The organism is Xenorhabdus thailandensis (genome assembly GCF_037996785.1).
GTDB lineage: Bacteria > Pseudomonadota > Gammaproteobacteria > Enterobacterales > Enterobacteriaceae > Xenorhabdus > Xenorhabdus griffiniae.
The window spans coordinates 698087-714577 of the sequence record NZ_JBBMXF010000012.1 but is presented as its reverse complement, the minus strand read 5'-3'; the positions used below and the strand labels follow the sequence as shown (position 1 = coordinate 714577).

The window sequence follows — 16491 nt, the reverse complement described above, 5'->3', positions numbered from 1 at the left end:
AATCCCCAAAATTTGTCGGCGGATATCGGCGGCAGCGTCAGCGGTCAACCCGGCCTGTTTGACGATTTTTTCTGCCTGTTCTGCCGCTTCTGCCGCAAAGGCCGCACGGATCTCTTTCTCTCACGCTTGGTGCTGGTCATCGCGGCTTGCTCGATACGGGCGGCAACCAGGGCTAACTGTGCCAGTGCCTTAGGTTCAACCACATTGTCACCTTCCGCCAGCGACATACTGGTTTCAAACGCGAGGGATTTCACAAATTCCTGCAATAATTTACCGATATCGGATGTCGGGGCAGAGCCAAGACGAGACACCCATACGTCCGCAATCTCGCGGCCTTCACGAATTTTGGCGCCTAATGTCTCCATACGCGACGCATAGCGATTTAGCCCTGTGCGTGAAATTTTGAGATCTCCAGACAGGCCAGCGTCATCAATCAACTCATTTACGGCCGCGCGGATATCTTCTTGCGTGTGACGTTTATCACGCAACAGTGCATGTAATTGATCACGAATGGCATCCGGTAATAAATCGATTTTGGAGGGACGGCCGCGGGTACGCTTATCAGTCATCATTACCCCCGTGGGCGCGGGCGTTTGACACCGGGTACGGTGCTACGCCCCTCGGCGACGTCAGCCCCGCGGCCGGTCAGGGTGGCCACCAGACAACCGGCGACATCGTTGAGGGCACACAGCCCTTGTTCTGCCAGCCAGCTCAGGTGCGAGCGTACCCCATCACGGCTGATACGGTGGCCGTAGGCATCCAGGCACGTTTGTAACACCGATTCATTGGCATCACCACCACATTCGGTGAGCGAACGCAGCAGCACCAGCCGCTGGTCAGCAGTTAAGATTTCACGCATGGCTGACATTAGCTTTTTTCCTTTAATTCGTTCTGTAATAACAAATCACTTAAATTGCGCAATTGACGTAATTCCGGTAACACCGCACTGAGATCACCGCGCAATTGGGCAATTTCCAGTTGCAGGTTGTGCAGTTCCTGCCGGTTGGGTAACGTAGACAGTGAAGTTTCCAGTTGACGAACCTGCATCTTAAGGACCTCCACCTCATCACGTTTGGCGTAGGTTTTACTGAGCAGCACCAGAATGACGTTAAAGGCCGTGGTGGCTGCCGCCCAGACCATCGCCCAGTTTTCTCTAAGAACGTCCAGCATGTTTCTCCCGGGATTCGCTATGTTCCTGGCACCCGATACACCGTTCAAAGGCCGGGTTGATAGCCAGCCTGGCCGGATCAATGGCCTCGCCACAGTCGAAGCAAACCCCGTTGCCTGCCTGTGCCGGGCGCTGAAAATGTACCCTCAGCGCCCGTTCACGATGCCATTGTTCCAGCGCACACGCTTTATCTATCAGCCTGCTCATGGTGCCGTTCCTGTTGTTGTGCCGCCCAACGCTGAATGGCCCGCAACTGGTGCGCCAGGGCCTGGCTCCACTGGCCGTACTGGCTGGCATGGGCCAGCAGGGCAGCGGGTGTCCCTGACCGGGGCGGCGCGGGTTTGGGAGGCAGTTGCAGCAGGGGCGCGGGGATCACCGGACAGGCTGTCACGATCAACGGTGGGGTGACCGTAACCGAAGGCGCGTTGGTAGAGCTGCAACCCGTCAGGACCAAGGCCGTTATAACCCACCCCATCACGGGCCAGGGCGGCTGGAATTTGGTTTTCAATGCGTTTGGCCGTCTGGGATAACCCCGCCAGCGCGGCATACACTTTGTTAGATAAGTCTGCATTTTTCTGTAATTGTGCCTGTTGTTCTGTCACCAGTTGATGGAGGGCGGCCGCATTTAACTCAGCCAACGCTTTTTGTGACTGATAGAAGGTCAGCTCTGCGGCCTGACGGTTCTGGATCTCCGCATCCACGGCAGACTGCATGGATTTGTCCACCCACCACGCAGCCATTCCCCCGCCCAGTGCAGCGCTGACCATCGCGGTCAGACCATAGCGGTAGATAACATTCATAGACCGATCTCCTTATCCCGCTTAATGGCTGCCTGTTTGGAGGCCTGATTCTGGGTCACCCAGGCAGCCAGATAGCCGACGAACAGCCATTCGGAAAGCTGGCCTGACAGTGCCGACCAGAGCAGAACGACGGTACTGGCGACCCAGGCCCCAAACAACGTGGTGTCAGATGTCGAAAAACGCCCTGTAGCCGGGTTGGTGATCAATTGCTTAAGTAAGGTCAACATGACATACCTGCCGCTTTTGCCAGACGGATATCTTGCGCATTGACCGATGCCCAGCCTTGACTGAACAGGGACTGGTACGTGGCGTTATGGCTGTACAGCGGAACCTGACTGATAGCGTTTCCGGCCAGCGCTTGCTGTAAACAGCGCTCACGCCCGCTCTGATAAATGCTGTAATAGCGTGGATTGCGCAGCGCCGGGATCTGCTTTTGTAACAACAGTTCAGGAATAGGCGGCGGCAACATCACATCACCTCCAGTGCAGCCTGAATGAGATGATCCAATCGATTGAACCACCCATTCAAAAACCGTTGTTGCAGGGGATTGCGGGCGATAATCTGGGCATAGTAGCGGGCACGCTGGTTCATCACACGATGTAACAGATAATCCGGTGCGGTGGCGGCAATAGCACCGAGGGTTTGATTGCCCAAGATGCCGTCATCACGCACGCCCACTGCACGTTGTAATAACCGGATAGCCGAGACCACGCCATGCTGAACGGCACTGTCAAACAACACCAGTGAGATCCCGGACGGGACGCGTTCGCAACCTGCCGGCTGCCAGAAATCCCGATAGTAGATCGCAGTCGCATCTGCCTGGGTTAATGCACGAATATCCAGTTGGGGATAACTGCGTTGGCTGATGCCGTATTGGGTTTCACCGCCCCGGTCATGGGGGTCATTGACATAACCGCCTTCAACAGGTAGCAGGTAATGAATGGCATGAAGAAACGCGACGCTGTAGGTAGGGTGAGTCATGATGGCGACCTGTCAATAATGGGTAGCTCATCATCGGTTTTTAGTGAGAAAGATTGGGTTTGTGGGGTATCAAACAAAAAACCCGCCGCAGCGGGTTGGTTTTAGTCGAACAGTTCAGGCTGGTAGCGTTTACGGTGCAGCGTTAACTGTTGGCGCAGTATCGCATAAACGGTCGAGTGGGTCAGGGAATATTTTCGGGCTAATACATCTACATTACCGCGGGAACGGCTCCAGTCACTGAATAACTGGTTATCCCGCAGTGCCGCTTTTAATGTCTCACCCGTTGGCAGATAGACAGCACGGCCGCCATAGTAATGCGCCAGAGAACCGACCAGTTTACTGGCCGACCTGCGGGCGGCGGGTTCATCGTAGCCCTGCCGCTGTAGTTCGGTACTGAACAGATCCACCATATCCGCCAGTAACTGAGGCCAGCGAGTCTGTAACTCTGCCTCTGGGATAGTATCCAGCTGATCTAATAGCTGGCCTAATTCGTCATGACTCTCGGCAAAGAAGGGTAGATTTCTCATATTGTCAAGCCATTAATAATTAAAGTTGTAATACCAGATCATCAGTCCACTCAGTATTGACATAACTAAGATCCCAATGCTCATATCACTGTTAGCGGGGTGCTCTTTCGCTATTTCCAGCAATGCCTTCCGCTGAATCAGGTATAAAGGAAGAAAGATAATTAACAATAATAAGGTCAACGTTCCCCACCAGACTGGCGAATGCCCGCGGAGTCGGTTTAGTTCATCACGGTATGTGCCAATCCGATTATGGTACGCATCAAAATAGACCCAGAACGCCGCCGCAATCGGTATCAATGTAAAGAAGAAACTACTCAGTTCACTCTCCATTTATCCCTCCTTTCTGTTGTTCTAACCACTCTTTGCCACCCGATAGTGTAGCCAAATCAACACCATATTGCTGCATTTGTTTAAAATAGGCATCACGACTATCAGATCCTGATAATTGTTTCTTTTCCCTGGCATTGATATTACTGCTTTGAGCAAATAACTGTTCTGATGACTGGTAAACAATTTTCAGGTAGTTATGGTTGGTTAATGGCTTATTATCGCCTTGTGCCCGTTTCTCCCGCATACGTTCAACGGTTTCACTGAGCGCGTGGCCCAATACCCGATTGGCGGAGTACATTGCCAGCACTTCTTCCGCCAGCTTCAATGCCCGGCTATTGGACAGATTATTTTTCTCCCGACGAAAGAGGCCGATATAAGCTACCAACGGTCTGGCACAACCACCGGGTAAATCGGTGAGTTTAGCCAGCAATTGCCGGCTGGCATCATCTTCAAAAATGGCATCCAGGTGAAAATCGGAATGGCAGATTGGGCAGCGGCCAATTTTCATCATGCTTTCCCCATATTGTACGCATCACACAAGGCATCATACCCCCGCCGTTCCGGCAGGTGCTGACCTCGCACGTGCATCACTCCCAACATGAGCCGACCGTGCCACTGTTTCAGGGACTCCAAAACCTGACAGGCCAGTGATGCATCAAGCCAGCCCACTTCGGCCACACCGACACCCCCATTGATTTTGGCCGTCTGACGCTGGACAAACTGGTTAAGCGCCGCTTCAGAACCGTCAATCACAAATTTTTGCTGGTGCATAGTGATCCAGATGGCACGAATCTTGGCAATTTCCGGTGCTTTGGTTTGACCGTTTAATCGGGGTTTAACCCGTTGGTGATCCCGTTTAAAACGGCGTTTAAATCCGCGTTCGACGAAGGCGTTATAGACGGTTTTTAATTCAGCATACGCCATTCCACGGCAAGATGATTTGCCCGTCGCGGCAACTAGCGCCGCACGGTAAGTTTCATCATCCAATTTAAGTTGGGTTTTGGCGATATGAATGAGGCGAATAAGTTGTTGGCTAGTCATTAATCACCTCACTTATAAGCTACACAGCCAGTCTGGCAACCACCGCGCGGCCAGTCATTGCCGCTATCACAGAGATCGCGCTCTGGGGTTTCAGGTTGTTCAAATGCCGCACAGATATTATTGGCTGCGGTAATGAGGGTATTTAATTGTTCCTGATTGATGGTGATGCCAGGCTGTTGATGACTAATCTCTTTTGCAATGGCGGTAACCAGTGAAAGCTGTTTAATCTTAATCATGATCTTCCTCCTGTTCTGTCCTGAAGGGCAAATCCCTAAATTGAGCCTTTGCAAGAAGAACACCAACTTTGAATGCACGTTGTTCTTCGAGAGTGCTACATTGAAAAGTTTCACCAATTTGTAAATCCATTTTCTTATCAGCATGCTCTATTAATAAATCACAGTGTTCATTTGCGGCTTCATGCCAATCAACAACTTCTTGTTTTAATAACGTTAAATCAATGTCATCAATGTTCATAAATAGCGCCTTATCAGAATTTTGGCGTAAGCCAGCCCCTGGCAGATTTACGCCATTTTTAAAAATCATTAATTTTCAGTTTGTTACATTACGCCGGTGTTAAATGTTCAATTCGGACTAAATAAGGTTCGGTACTGATTTCCACCACGGTCATATTATTTAAGTCCTGCGCCCGCTCAATCGTTCTGACGGTCTGGTCGCCCCGTAAAACCCGGTTAGGCTGATAGATAAAACAGTGCCCTATCGGGAAACGCTGGTTAAACTGCTGCGCTTTCATCCGGCTTTCCCCATTCCCTGGTGGCGGCGTTTTGACAAAATGCGCTGCGCCGTTCTGCCCAATTGCGGGTCATTGTACTGCGGGCATGATGAGCCGCGTTATCCCATAGCATTGCTGCATTCAGATAATCGGTATTGCGTTCTGCATGGGCGGCAACGGATGAGTAGGCAGCATAGTGATTGCGTGCACGGTTTTTATGGATATGTTCGTCCATCTCACACCCCCGCAATATCGAGAGCAATGGGGCGAAACTGGTCTGTACTACCGACGCGCTCATAGACACGCAGATAGGACTTACTGCCCACAATTTGCAGCGCTTCGCCAATCGCCATCATCGCCTGTACCCAGCGCTCATCATCAATACCCAGACGACGCAGCGCCAGCACGCGCCCGGTGTTAATATCGCCCTCTTTATCGGTGATAAACGCCTGGTTAATCAGCGTCTGGATCTCCGGTTTTGCACCTTCTGTCCAGTCAGCCAGGCATTCATCAATCAATATCTTCGCGGCCTGCAAACGTTCATCAAAGGCTATCCTATCCTGCATGGCGCGCTGAACTTTGTAGCGGCCGTCATAGCTATATAAAGTTACGTTGCCTTTTTTACCGCCTTTGACAGCACCGTATTTCTCAGCAGAGAGATCAATGAAGGCCTGAATATCGCCAAAGGCTCGTAATTTTAGTTCATTCAGTGCTTCATTCACGCTGATGGCGTGTCTCACAATTTCGCCCACCAGATGATCACGTTCAAAGTCGATTTCTTTGATGATTTCCACCGGAGTCAGCACGCCTTTCGCATCAATCCAGTAGCCTTCCGGTGCGATTTGATTTGTAAATTGTTTTGTTATCATTAACATTATTTTACCTTTTCGAAATATTAGAGTTAATGGTTAGTGAATGTTGTACCGTGAGGGTACCTGATGTATCACCAATCCATGCCCGCCATGAGTCAAGTGCTGACCTAACACATCTGATAAGCGCATCGCGGCTTGATATTCCTGATGGGTATATTCACCCGCAGGACCACTGGCGATAACCTCATGTTTTAATTCACCTGACTCACTGGTAATTAAGATCTCAATTTTTACTGCCATGATATTGCTCTCCTTAATGTAAAGATTCCGACCAATAAACCTGACAACCGTGGTGAGTAAACCAGCCCTGCCGACTGTAACGGCTAAGGTGCCGATAACTCGCCTTACCATTCTGAATTAAATGTTCACATAGCGTATGACGGGCAATGTGAATACGTGGTGCGCTGTCACGTATCACAACACTGATGACAGTAAACCCGCGGGCGGTAAGCGCATCAATAGCCAGTCCGGCACACGTAAATGCCTGCGCTAAGCAATTGCGGTTCATAATGTCGTCCCCTCCAGATCTTTGACAGCGGCACGAATGTGTTTTTCCGTCAATGCTTCATTAGCCCCGGTGGCAAACATGGCCGCCAGCCGCAAGGTATGGGAAACTGTGCGCAATGCACCCGGGCGTTCTGCCAGTTGCTGAACCAGTGCACGCTCTTGTTGCCCCAATCCCCACGCCGCCGATATCGCCTGCACGTCATCTTTTTTGGTTTTCAGGATCGCCACTTTCTTGGCGATACGGCTAAACAGACGGGCAAAGTCTACGTTACGGGAATTTCCCCCTGTCAGCTTGGAATACACCTGATGATTACCCACCAGAGCCAACCCGATGCCGGTGTCTTCCTGCAAAATGCGCAGCTCTTCCAGTACGGGATAATCAAGGTGATCGGCTTCATCAATAATGAGTAAGCCGGATGTTCCGCGCAGCTTGCGGCGAACGGCACGCCCCAACTGACCCGCACGGCGTGGTGCGTCACCGATGCCCAGTTCCAGCGCCAGTTCATACAGGCATTCGCTCAGGCTGGCACGGGAAGGTGACACGGTAATCAGCCAGACATTAGGACGCTCGTTGGCAAACTGTTGCAGTGATTTGGTCTTACCCACGCCCGGGCTGCCATAGATCACACTGATACACTGGGCTATCTGGGCATATTGCAGGGCACTCCAAATCTGCCTGACGGTTTTAGTTTCGACAAAATCCGGCGCTGACGGCATCTCACTGGCACGGCGTATGCGGTTTTCCAGCCAGACCGACAGTTTGCTGGCAATGCTATCGCTGTTACCCCGATAACTGTCATTCATAAACTGGGACAGCGCCGTGCCTGAGATACCACTTTCACGGGCGATGTTGCTATAGGTCAGCCCGTCGTTCTCGACCACATTTCTAATGGCGGCACGGATATCGGCTTGTGCTGTTTGTGCCGGTGTCAATTCAATAATGTTGCTCATAATTCCCCCTAAATCGTGTTTTTCTGCTGTTGTTGATGTAACTGGGCGACGGCATTTTCAAAGGCGTAGTCGTAATCGTTTTCTGTCTCGGCGTGCAGATCGACAAGCTCACGACGGACGGTATTGCCCGCGGACCTGTAAATCTCAACAACGCGGGTTTCAGGCGGTTCAGGTGCCACGGTTTCCGGCATCAGTTCTGCCACTTCCAGCGCAGTCATGCGGCGCTGCGCTGTGGCAGCCTCTTTCGTCCGTTTGACAAAGCGTGTCCGGTTGCGGACATGCTCACGAGCCGCCTGAGTATCACCAAAGCCTGATTTTTCAATACACTGGGCAGCACAGATAAAACGGCCATCCAGTGTGTAACACAGGACAGATTCATGCAGTGATTGCGGATCAAACCGGATGACCACTTTATGAGGTTTAATGCCCAGCAACTGCTCGTGGTAGTAACGGTTCTTGCGTGATGCAATTTTGCCGCCGGCATTCAGGGTAAAGGCACCATTGTTCACCGTGACCGCCTCGGCAGGTAACAGCAGCAAGTGGCGCTGCTCGGCTGTGGCCTTACGGATAGCACTGGCCTGATAACTCTGTTCAAAGGCGGCATCAAAAGACAGGACACCCTGACAGGCTTCAGTATCCCGCTTCGGTTGCCGGTTCCAGAAAGCGATACCCTCCGCCAGTACCTGTAAAAAGGTTTCGGCATCAATCACCCGGTCACCATAATTATCCGGCTTTGCCATAGGGTTAGGGCCTGTATACGCACCCGCCAGTGCCGGATGGCGGTCAACCACTTCCCCCAGTCCGCCGTGGGAAAATGCACGTTCAATCGGTTTGGCCTGACCATGACCCCGGCCAAACAGCACGCTGGTCCAGTGCAGTTGGATACCCAATAATGGGATAATGCCTTTAGGGTCATCCTCCTTCACCTTGAAGCGGTAACGGTTGGGTACACCGCCTGTCATCCATTTGTTGGCTGCGGCTCGCGTATTATCAATGGTGACGTGTCTGGGGATACCGTATTTCTCAACCACATCAGCCAGAGCCAGACGAATGCTGTCGCTGTTTTCAGATACGTCAGTACGCCAGGATAAGATCTTGCGGGTACGGATATCCTGCCAGACCCACGTCTTGGGACGAATGACTTCACCATTAAACCAACGCACGAACACGTTATGTTGATAGCCGTCCCCGTTGATCCACTCCATCGCATCCAAATCCAGTACGGTACGCTCCTGCGCAGGGTATAACCGCATCAGGGCGTGTTCGCTCTCGCGTAGCAATACCACCTGCTCGGCAGGCACTTCACGCTCCAGCTTCCGGCGCAGGGATGACAGGCTGGGGATTATCCAACCCTGTGCTGTCGCCGCTTCTGTCAGGCGGGCATAGCAAGTCCGCAATGCCGGCTGCTCAGGGCGCAAATAGTCGGCCAGAAAGAAATCCCAGGCCGCCGGGCTGCACTCTGCTTCTTTCTTCCGGCGCGCCGACAAACTATGGCCATGCTGGCTGACCATCGCAGCAAGCCAGTCCGAACGGTCAAACGGCTTGGCCTGGTAGTACCAACGACGGACAGACGCCGGCGCAACCTTCAGGGCTTCCCCCACGGAATCAAATGCGGTCAGCGTATCAATGCCACTGTCCAGTAATTCCGCCACGGCGATGACTGCCTCACAACGTTCGCGTGCTTTTCCACGCTGTTTTTCATTGGCGTTGTTCCAGCCCTGCCAAAGCAACTCGCGGGAATAGCTTTCGGTCTGGCGTTTTTTTATCTCAATCGGATTGCCTGCAACTTCGATCACGCCTTGCTTTTTCAATACCGCGGCACGGGCAACAGGTGGCAGGCAGCTAATGTGAAACTCAAACGCCTTAGAGCCTTCACGCTTCCTGACCATATCGTCAGTTGCGAGTTTTTTTAAACGGTTAGAGATGTTAAAAGGGGCCGTTGGTAAATTCGGTAGCCCGATACACTCTTGTGCTGTAACCCAAATATCCATGTCCCACCCTTACTGTTTCTATTGTTTTGAATAACGGCTTGGCCAGATAACTGCAGGTTCAACCCCAATAGCCTGAGCAATAATTTTTTCTCCTTTAGGCCAGGGCCTGACTAATGCATTACGCAATGTATCAGCGGCCAGACCTGCTGCTATCGATAGTGTGCGTAAATTTGTGCCACGTTTTTCTAATGCCGCGCGGATATCTGCGCGGTGCCAATCTACGTCTTCTTGCGAGATTAACGACATCATGCGATCCTTATAATATTTATCGGTTCCGATAATCATCGAAGATTATCTGTACAGGTATAAATATATTCGCATAAAAACACGAATTAAAGATTAATTCGTGTTTTTATTCGCAAGTGTAAATCAAAGGCAGGAGCTAGTAATTTCAATGAATGACAAAGAAAAAAACGCAAGTAATGACAAAAGTATGAATCGTGTTTTTATACGAAATAAAATAACACAGTTTAAGGATAGGCTCAGACAAGCCATGGGAAATGAATCTGGTAATAGCTTAGCTAAAAGATGTGGTATATCGGAAGCTGCGATAAGAACTTATTTATCGGGTAAAACATATCCATCTTTAGATAAGCTAGCTTTGCTCGCAGAAAAATGCGAAGTATCAATTGAATGGCTGGCAAATGGTAGTAATGTAGATAGTGTTCCTGAATTAAAGGAAATCCCAGAGCACGTTACGGAGACACAAGAAAAGGTTTGGTTAGAATTTCTACATAGGATGACTCCAGACGAAAGAGACGCAATCATTGCTCGAGTTGTAAGGCTGGGTCTTGCTTCGTTACTACAAGTATTACCGACAGACAGTAAACAAGAACAATCGCCAGAAGACCAGTCTATATCTAATCATGCTCTATTCGTCGCTCGCATGTACGATTCATTGACGGATGAGCAACGCCAGAGATTTTTGGAATCTATCCGAGAAGAAGAGCAAAAGGATACTGACCGCCATTTAAGTGGAAAAAGCAAAGCCAGCTAATGGGCTAGGCGGCCCATTAGTTAAAAGATATTTAAAGATGATTTAAACAGATGATCGTGCAAGCCCTACATTTACCAAAACAAGTGAATCAAAAAAGTATAGTTCAAAATTTTTCTCATTTTGGTAAGTCTGCACGAGAAGTCGAAGCCGTTCTATAACTCACATCCCAACTCCGTGAATTACTTGAATTTATATCCGCGAAATCCCGTTTATTTTGACAAATTCCCTATTAATCTTTGTTTCTCATTCTTTGTGGTTCATTACAGTGCTGAAACTCAACAGGATTGAGACGAGAAATAAGTCGAGCGATAGAATCATGTCCCGGTATTCCATTCGGGAAAAGTGATTTTTTTTGATACCAGTCCAGATACGTTTCGCCGAAATCTTCAATATCTTCCCATCCTTCCGCGCCGGCGATGATGGATGTAATTGCCAGAAAAAGGATATCAAACAAAGGATAACTGATCTTAGACGACTGGCGAGGGTCTGTTAACGTACTGAAATATTGAGAAAAGGCATTGATGCTCATGAGAATACTTCCTAAAAAAAGAAGGATGAGATGATGTTTTTTCTTATCCGTCAACCCTAAATTTTGTTAACAAAAAATTCACGCTCTCACCCTGCCAGATCATCATGCTGTTCAAACTTCCCTCCACGAAACGTCAACACGCCCTAATTCCTGATTTAACCATATAAAAAGGTGCATTTGATGCGCCTTTTTATATTTTTTTATGGCTTTAGCCAGTTTAAGATGCGTTAGCTTCTTAAACATAAAACCCCCCGCTATGCGGGTGGAGTTCAAGGGTTATACCAAGAAAAACACCTTTCCGTTACGATATAGATGTTCAAGCTAATATCCGTAACTTAAATAAGGAAAGGTGTTTATGGGAATTAAAGCACAAAGCTCAGCGCATACAAAGTGGCTGTGTAAATACCATATCGTCTTTTCGCCGAAATATAGACGAAAAGTCATCTTCAATAGTATCCGTTCAAGTATAGGTGAGAGTCTACGAACCCTTTGTAAGTACAAAGGAGTCGAAATAATCGAAGGGCATTTAATGCCAGATCATGTTCATATGCTGGTGAGTACCCCCCCGAAAATAAGTGTTTCCAGTTTTATGGGGTACTTAAAAGGTAAAAGCTCGTTGATGATATTTGATAAACATGCCAATTTAAAATACAAATTTGGCAACCGGAAGTTTTGGTCGGAAGGATACTACGTCAGCACAGTGGGGCTGAATGAAGCCACAATCCGTAACTATATCAGAGAGCAAGAAAAGTCAGATTTACTTCAAGATAAATTAAGTACACGAGAGTATAACGCCCCCTTCAAGGGGTAAGCCAAAGAAGCAAAGGCACTTAGCTTGAACGAAGAGAAAGCCGCGTCATTTAGGCGCAGTCGGTAACATGCCCTTATAGGGCTAGAGCAAACCACCCGCTATGCGGGTGGTTATGATTCAGATAAAACATTCATTTTCCACAAGTACTTTGAAAGTCTTGGATTTTTTCAGGTGTACCATTACGACCATTATAAACTGAAACATCAATACATTTTTTTCTTACATTCATCAGTAAAAAATCGCCTTGGAATAAGGCACCGCTATTATATATTCTGGCATGGCCAAAAACAGGATCTCCTCCACTCTGGTTGGATTCTTCCACCTGATGAGTATGGCCAATAAATACTGCCATGACATTATATTTTTCAATTAATTCTTTGAATTCCTTTTTCTGTTCATCAGTACTTGTTTCGATGAAATGATCAGTGCCATCATGAAAATTAAGAATACTGACTTTTCCTCTGGCATATGCTTTTGCTAAATCATTCTTTAACCACTCCATTGATGATTTTATATGTATTGTTGGTGCGAGATAGTGATCTAATTCAACTTGATAAGTTGGATAAAACTGTAGTTGGACATAGTGAATAGAACCAAAATCCCATGAATAAGCCAAACTACCACTACGGTGACTGTTATCATAATCACTGCTGAAATTTAGCAATAATTCTTTTTGATAGTGGTTGCTTATTTCTGATGCCATATTGTCTACAGACTCCCTTGCACAAGCGTTTTTACTAAAATCAAGGTTTCCTATTTCAGTGCAATCATTAACATTGTTTGCATAATCATGATTCCCCAGACCAAAGTAAAATGGAAATAATAGTTTATTATATATTTTATAAAAACTATTCCTAGTGGATTGACGGCCAAATTCGGTCATATCGCCGTTTATGATGCCGAAGTCCACTAACTCTTGTGAATGTAATTTATTAATACTTTGTACTACATTTCGATTTCTGTTTTCCCAAGGTTTCTGATTTTCAGAGGAATTAGGATCTCCAGTTTCCAATCTCCATGGTTGCGGATCAGACATCACAACCACTTTATAATCCCGGGTTATATATTTTGATCTGTCTGTACCGAAGGCAGAAGAAGATGAGAAGAATAATATAATAAAAAATATATAAATAAAGGTTATTGGTTTTGCTTTTTTCATATTTATGTCATCCTATTTTGGGGTTGCTTATTATTGTTTGCAAAGTATTTTTTCTGACTTATTGGAGTAACTGATATTTTTTAAAAAATTTAAGGTGATGTTTTTAAATGTATATATTTGATGGATCATTTTATTTCTATCTTGGTTTAAATTATAAATTACTTGGTGTGGTTGATAATTAAAGTGTTTTAGGTAATGCATGGGTGTTTCTGAAAATATTTATAATGAGATAGTTATGTTTGCAAAAAACTGTCTTTTATAAATTATAAATGAAAAAATATAGGATGAAGTATTTTTTTTTGATTTTTTATGAAAATGTTATCTTGCATTATTAAATTTAATCAATAAACGGGTGTTTTTATATTTAACTTTGAATTGAGATTGATTGTAATTTTTTAATTTACCTATATTAATGGATGTAGTCTTAGTTATTTTTAATATTCTAATTATTAATGCATAGTTTATCAGCCAGTTATACAATGTGCTGTAACCAATAGGCTACAACAATATTTGCGATAATCTCTTAATAACCATTGCAGCGGCAAGGAGAGAATGATAAAACCAATGCGTCCGATTTTATTGTATCCATTGATAGGGTGAAGTTAATGAGTCAGGTATATAATTTCAGTGCTGGCCCAGCTATGTTGCCAGCAGAAGTGTTACGACGTGCAGAGCAGGAACTTTGCAACTGGCACGGTTTGGGGACATCTGTAATGGAAATTAGTCACCGTAGTAAAGAGTTTGTGGCTGTTGCGGCAGAAGCAGAAAAAGATCTCCGAGATTTATTAGCAATACCTGAGAATTACAAGGTGCTGTTTTGTCACGGCGGTGCCCGTGGGCAGTTTTCGGCGTTACCACTGAATTTACTGGGTGATAAACCGACAGCAGATTATATCGTTAGTGGCTACTGGTCTGAATGTGCAGCAAAAGAAGCAGAAAAATATTGCACTCCAAATGTCATTGATATCAGGACAGAAACGGACGGTGTCAAAGGTGTGAAGCCGATGAGTGAATGGGCATTGAGCCGTGATGCTGCCTATGTCCATTATTGTCCTAATGAAACTATTGAAGGCGTTGCCATTTTTGAAGAGCCTGATTTCGGTGATGATAAAATTGTCATTGCCGATTACTCTTCAACTATCCTCTCTGTACCCATTGATGTTAGCCGCTATGGTGTTATTTATGCTGGGGCACAAAAAAATATTGGGCCAGCAGGGATTACTGTCGTCATTATCCGTGAAGATCTACTAGGTAAAGCACACCAGCATACGCCATCTATTCTGGATTATACTGTGCAGGTTCAATACGACTCCATGTATAACACGCCACCGACATTTGCATGGTATTTGTCTGGCATGGTATTCAAGTGGTTGAAAGAGCAGGGAGGGCTACAAGAAATCAGTAAACGCAATCATGCTAAAGCCGAACACCTTTATCATGCCGTTGATAACAGCAAGTTGTATATCAACCGTGTTGCTCCCCAAAACCGTTCTATCATGAATGTACCCTTCCAACTGGCTAACCCAGCGTTAGATGGCCAGTTTTTGGAAGAAGCCTATGCACACGGGCTACATGCATTGAAAGGGCACAAAGTTGCAGGTGGCGCTCGTGCTTCAATTTATAACGCTATGCCTTATGAGGGTGTGAACGCATTAGTTGAATTTATGGCTGATTTTGAACGCCGCAACGCATAATTTTTTATTATCGGGAGGGATAAAACCTCCCGATCTCAAAATCCTCGATTTATCCTAAAAACTAAAATCATATCTGGAGATTCCTCTCTTTATGCAATCCCTGACGTTACAACCTATTTCCCATATTAATGGAACAATTAACTTACCTGGTTCTAAAAGCGTTTCTAACCGCGCTTTGTTACTTGCTGCTCTTGCTAAAGGAACAACCCGATTGACCAATGTGTTGGACAGCGATGATATCCGTTACATGCTTAATGCTCTGACTGTATTGGGTATTTCCTATCGCCTCTCTGCCGATCGTACTATCTGTGAAGTAGATGGCATTGGAGGCCGCATTACGGGCAAAAGCGATATTGAACTGTTTTTGGGCAATGCAGGTACAGCTATGCGCCCATTGGCCGCGGCTCTATGTTTAGGGGACAGCAGTTTGGGAGACAGTGGTATGAGTGTGGTATTGACCGGTGAACCTCGTATGAAAGAACGCCCAATTGGTCACTTGGTCGATGCATTGCGTCAGGGAGGAGCAGAAATTGATTATCTTGAGCAGGAAAATTACCCGCCTTTACATATCAAAGGGGGATTTTTAGGCGGAAAAGTCACCGTTGATGGCACTGTTTCCAGCCAGTTCCTGACCGCTCTGTTGATGGCAGCTCCATTGGCAAAAAACGATACGGAAATTCACATACAAGGTGATTTGGTCTCTAAACCTTATATTGATATTACATTGGCACTGATGAAAAGTTTTGGTGTAACAGTAGACAATGAACAATATCAGGTTTTTCACATTAGAGGTCAGCAACAATATTTGTCTCCGGGGCAGTATCTGGTAGAAGGCGATGCTTCATCGGCATCTTATTTTCTGGCAGCAGCGGCAATTAAAGGCGGAACCGTTCGTGTCACGGGCATTGGCAGAAATAGCCTGCAAGGGGATAGCCAATTTGCCAATGTATTGGAACAGATGGGAGCAACGATTCGGTGGGGGGACGATTTTGTTGAATGCGAGCGTGGTACGTTGACGGGCATTGATATGGATATGAATACTATTCCTGACGCAGCAATGACAATTGCGACAACTGCGTTATTTGCACAGGGAGAAACCGTTATCCGCAATATCTACAATTGGCGGGTAAAAGAAACCGATCGACTAAATGCGATGGCAACCGAATTGAGAAAAATAGGCGCCGAAGTGGAAGAGGGACATGATTATATTCGAATTTCTCCGCCAGAAAAGCTCAATCATGCTGAAATTGCGACCTATAATGATCACCGCATTGCGATGTGTTTCTCGTTGGTAGCCCTGTCGGATACTCCAGTTACTATCCTTGATCCAGGCTGTACAGCAAAGACATTCCCTGACTATTTCAATCAGCTCGAAAAGCTCAGCCAATACGTAAAGTAGAGGG

Annotated in this window: 26 protein-coding genes and 2 pseudogenes; 4 read left to right on the top strand and 24 right to left on the bottom strand. The window is 46.9% G+C overall.

Annotated elements, in window-relative coordinates:
• The 22 genes and pseudogenes from AAC853_RS13535 to AAC853_RS13430 all read right to left on the bottom strand — a co-directional run.
• Positions 1-569: pseudogene (locus AAC853_RS13535) on the bottom strand (DUF3486 family protein); the annotation flags it as partial.
• Positions 570-571: 2 nt separating this feature from the next.
• A complete protein-coding gene (locus AAC853_RS13530; protein WP_074020635.1) occupies positions 572-859 on the bottom strand; it encodes a VpaChn25_0724 family phage protein in 288 nt (95 codons plus the stop codon).
• 8 nt (positions 860-867) lie between these two features.
• Positions 868-1170: a DUF2730 family protein gene (locus tag AAC853_RS13525; RefSeq protein ID WP_083600961.1), complete on the bottom strand. Its 303-nt coding sequence runs from the start codon at positions 1168-1170 to the stop codon at positions 868-870.
• Positions 1154-1375: a TraR/DksA C4-type zinc finger protein gene (locus tag AAC853_RS13520; protein WP_074020606.1), complete on the bottom strand. Its 222-nt coding sequence runs from the start codon at positions 1373-1375 to the stop codon at positions 1154-1156. The genes AAC853_RS13525 and AAC853_RS13520 overlap by 17 nt, the downstream gene beginning before the upstream one ends.
• Entirely contained in the window at positions 1372-1968 is a 597-nt protein-coding gene (locus tag AAC853_RS13515; protein ID WP_340614835.1) for a hypothetical protein, read from the bottom strand. The genes AAC853_RS13520 and AAC853_RS13515 overlap by 4 nt, the downstream gene beginning before the upstream one ends.
• Complete coding sequence (locus AAC853_RS13510; protein ID WP_074020605.1) at positions 1965-2195, bottom strand: hypothetical protein; 231 nt, start codon at positions 2193-2195, stop codon at positions 1965-1967. The genes AAC853_RS13515 and AAC853_RS13510 overlap by 4 nt, the downstream gene beginning before the upstream one ends.
• A complete protein-coding gene (locus AAC853_RS13505) occupies positions 2189-2437 on the bottom strand; it encodes a hypothetical protein (RefSeq protein ID WP_074020604.1) in 249 nt (82 codons plus the stop codon). Before AAC853_RS13505 ends, AAC853_RS13510 begins: the two co-directional genes overlap by 7 nt.
• Positions 2437-2949, bottom strand: a complete 513-nt coding sequence (locus tag AAC853_RS13500; protein WP_340614834.1) for a glycoside hydrolase family 108 protein — start codon at positions 2947-2949, stop codon at positions 2437-2439. Before AAC853_RS13500 ends, AAC853_RS13505 begins: the two co-directional genes overlap by 1 nt.
• A 101-nt stretch (positions 2950-3050) precedes the next feature.
• The gene (locus AAC853_RS13495) at positions 3051-3476 is read right to left on the bottom strand and encodes a Mor transcription activator family protein (protein ID WP_340614833.1); all 426 of its coding nucleotides are present in this window, start codon (positions 3474-3476) and stop codon (positions 3051-3053) included.
• 12 nt (positions 3477-3488) lie between these two features.
• The gene (locus AAC853_RS13490; protein ID WP_074020601.1) at positions 3489-3806 is read right to left on the bottom strand and encodes a hypothetical protein; all 318 of its coding nucleotides are present in this window, start codon (positions 3804-3806) and stop codon (positions 3489-3491) included.
• Positions 3796-4317: a hypothetical protein gene (locus AAC853_RS13485; RefSeq protein WP_340614832.1), complete on the bottom strand. Its 522-nt coding sequence runs from the start codon at positions 4315-4317 to the stop codon at positions 3796-3798. The genes AAC853_RS13490 and AAC853_RS13485 overlap by 11 nt, the downstream gene beginning before the upstream one ends.
• On the bottom strand, positions 4314-4847 hold the full coding sequence (locus AAC853_RS13480) for a gp16 family protein (protein ID WP_340614831.1): 534 nt from the start codon (positions 4845-4847) through the stop codon (positions 4314-4316). The genes AAC853_RS13485 and AAC853_RS13480 overlap by 4 nt, the downstream gene beginning before the upstream one ends.
• 8 nt (positions 4848-4855) lie before the next feature.
• Positions 4856-5083 carry a hypothetical protein gene (locus tag AAC853_RS13475; RefSeq protein WP_074020599.1) on the bottom strand — a complete coding sequence of 76 codons (228 nt, stop codon included), beginning with the start codon at positions 5081-5083 and terminating at the stop codon, positions 4856-4858.
• Positions 5076-5390 (bottom strand): hypothetical protein, encoded by a 315-nt coding sequence (locus tag AAC853_RS13470; RefSeq protein WP_340614830.1) that lies wholly within the window; start codon positions 5388-5390, stop codon positions 5076-5078. The genes AAC853_RS13475 and AAC853_RS13470 overlap by 8 nt, the downstream gene beginning before the upstream one ends.
• 19 nt (positions 5391-5409) lie before the next feature.
• On the bottom strand, positions 5410-5598 hold the full coding sequence (locus AAC853_RS13465; protein ID WP_340614829.1) for a hypothetical protein: 189 nt from the start codon (positions 5596-5598) through the stop codon (positions 5410-5412).
• Complete coding sequence (locus AAC853_RS13460; RefSeq protein WP_074020596.1) at positions 5579-5812, bottom strand: ANR family transcriptional regulator; 234 nt, start codon at positions 5810-5812, stop codon at positions 5579-5581. The genes AAC853_RS13465 and AAC853_RS13460 overlap by 20 nt, the downstream gene beginning before the upstream one ends.
• Position 5813: 1 nt before the next feature.
• Entirely contained in the window at positions 5814-6452 is a 639-nt protein-coding gene (locus AAC853_RS13455; RefSeq protein ID WP_340614828.1) for a DUF3164 family protein, read from the bottom strand.
• Positions 6453-6485: 33 nt separating this feature from the next.
• Positions 6486-6689, bottom strand: a complete 204-nt coding sequence (locus AAC853_RS13450) for a hypothetical protein (RefSeq protein ID WP_074020595.1) — start codon at positions 6687-6689, stop codon at positions 6486-6488.
• Between the two features lie 13 nt (positions 6690-6702).
• Positions 6703-6957: a hypothetical protein gene (locus AAC853_RS13445; RefSeq protein WP_074020594.1), complete on the bottom strand. Its 255-nt coding sequence runs from the start codon at positions 6955-6957 to the stop codon at positions 6703-6705.
• Positions 6954-7907, bottom strand: coding sequence for an AAA family ATPase (locus tag AAC853_RS13440; protein ID WP_340614827.1), 954 nt, complete (start codon positions 7905-7907; stop codon positions 6954-6956). The genes AAC853_RS13445 and AAC853_RS13440 overlap by 4 nt, the downstream gene beginning before the upstream one ends.
• 8 nt (positions 7908-7915) lie before the next feature.
• Positions 7916-9898 (bottom strand): transposase domain-containing protein, encoded by a 1983-nt coding sequence (locus AAC853_RS13435; protein ID WP_340614826.1) that lies wholly within the window; start codon positions 9896-9898, stop codon positions 7916-7918.
• Positions 9899-9916: 18 nt separating this feature from the next.
• Positions 9917-10144 (bottom strand): helix-turn-helix domain-containing protein, encoded by a 228-nt coding sequence (locus AAC853_RS13430; protein WP_074020630.1) that lies wholly within the window; start codon positions 10142-10144, stop codon positions 9917-9919.
• Positions 10145-10292: 148 nt separating this feature from the next.
• On the opposite strand from AAC853_RS13430, the gene AAC853_RS13425 reads away from it, so the two are divergent.
• Entirely contained in the window at positions 10293-10895 is a 603-nt protein-coding gene (locus AAC853_RS13425) for a helix-turn-helix domain-containing protein (RefSeq protein ID WP_074020591.1), read from the top strand.
• A 262-nt stretch (positions 10896-11157) separates the two neighbouring features.
• Here AAC853_RS13425 and AAC853_RS13420 read toward each other — a convergent pair.
• Positions 11158-11424: pseudogene (locus tag AAC853_RS13420) on the bottom strand (transposase family protein); the annotation flags it as partial.
• Between the two features lie 355 nt (positions 11425-11779).
• On the opposite strand from AAC853_RS13420, the gene tnpA reads away from it, so the two are divergent.
• Positions 11780-12235 carry an IS200/IS605 family transposase gene (gene tnpA, locus AAC853_RS13415; protein ID WP_340614825.1) on the top strand — a complete coding sequence of 152 codons (456 nt, stop codon included), beginning with the start codon at positions 11780-11782 and terminating at the stop codon, positions 12233-12235.
• A 130-nt stretch (positions 12236-12365) separates the two neighbouring features.
• Here tnpA and AAC853_RS13410 read toward each other — a convergent pair whose 3' ends face one another.
• A complete protein-coding gene (locus AAC853_RS13410; protein WP_340614824.1) occupies positions 12366-13394 on the bottom strand; it encodes a metallophosphoesterase in 1029 nt (342 codons plus the stop codon).
• A gap of 605 nt (positions 13395-13999) precedes the next feature.
• Between AAC853_RS13410 and serC the strand changes: the two genes are divergently transcribed.
• Both serC and aroA read left to right on the top strand, forming a co-directional pair.
• Positions 14000-15088 carry a 3-phosphoserine/phosphohydroxythreonine transaminase gene (gene serC, locus AAC853_RS13405; protein WP_340614823.1) on the top strand — a complete coding sequence of 363 codons (1089 nt, stop codon included), beginning with the start codon at positions 14000-14002 and terminating at the stop codon, positions 15086-15088.
• Between the two features lie 91 nt (positions 15089-15179).
• The gene (gene aroA, locus AAC853_RS13400) at positions 15180-16487 is read left to right on the top strand and encodes a 3-phosphoshikimate 1-carboxyvinyltransferase (RefSeq protein ID WP_340614822.1); all 1308 of its coding nucleotides are present in this window, start codon (positions 15180-15182) and stop codon (positions 16485-16487) included.
• Positions 16488-16491 lie beyond the last annotated feature (4 nt).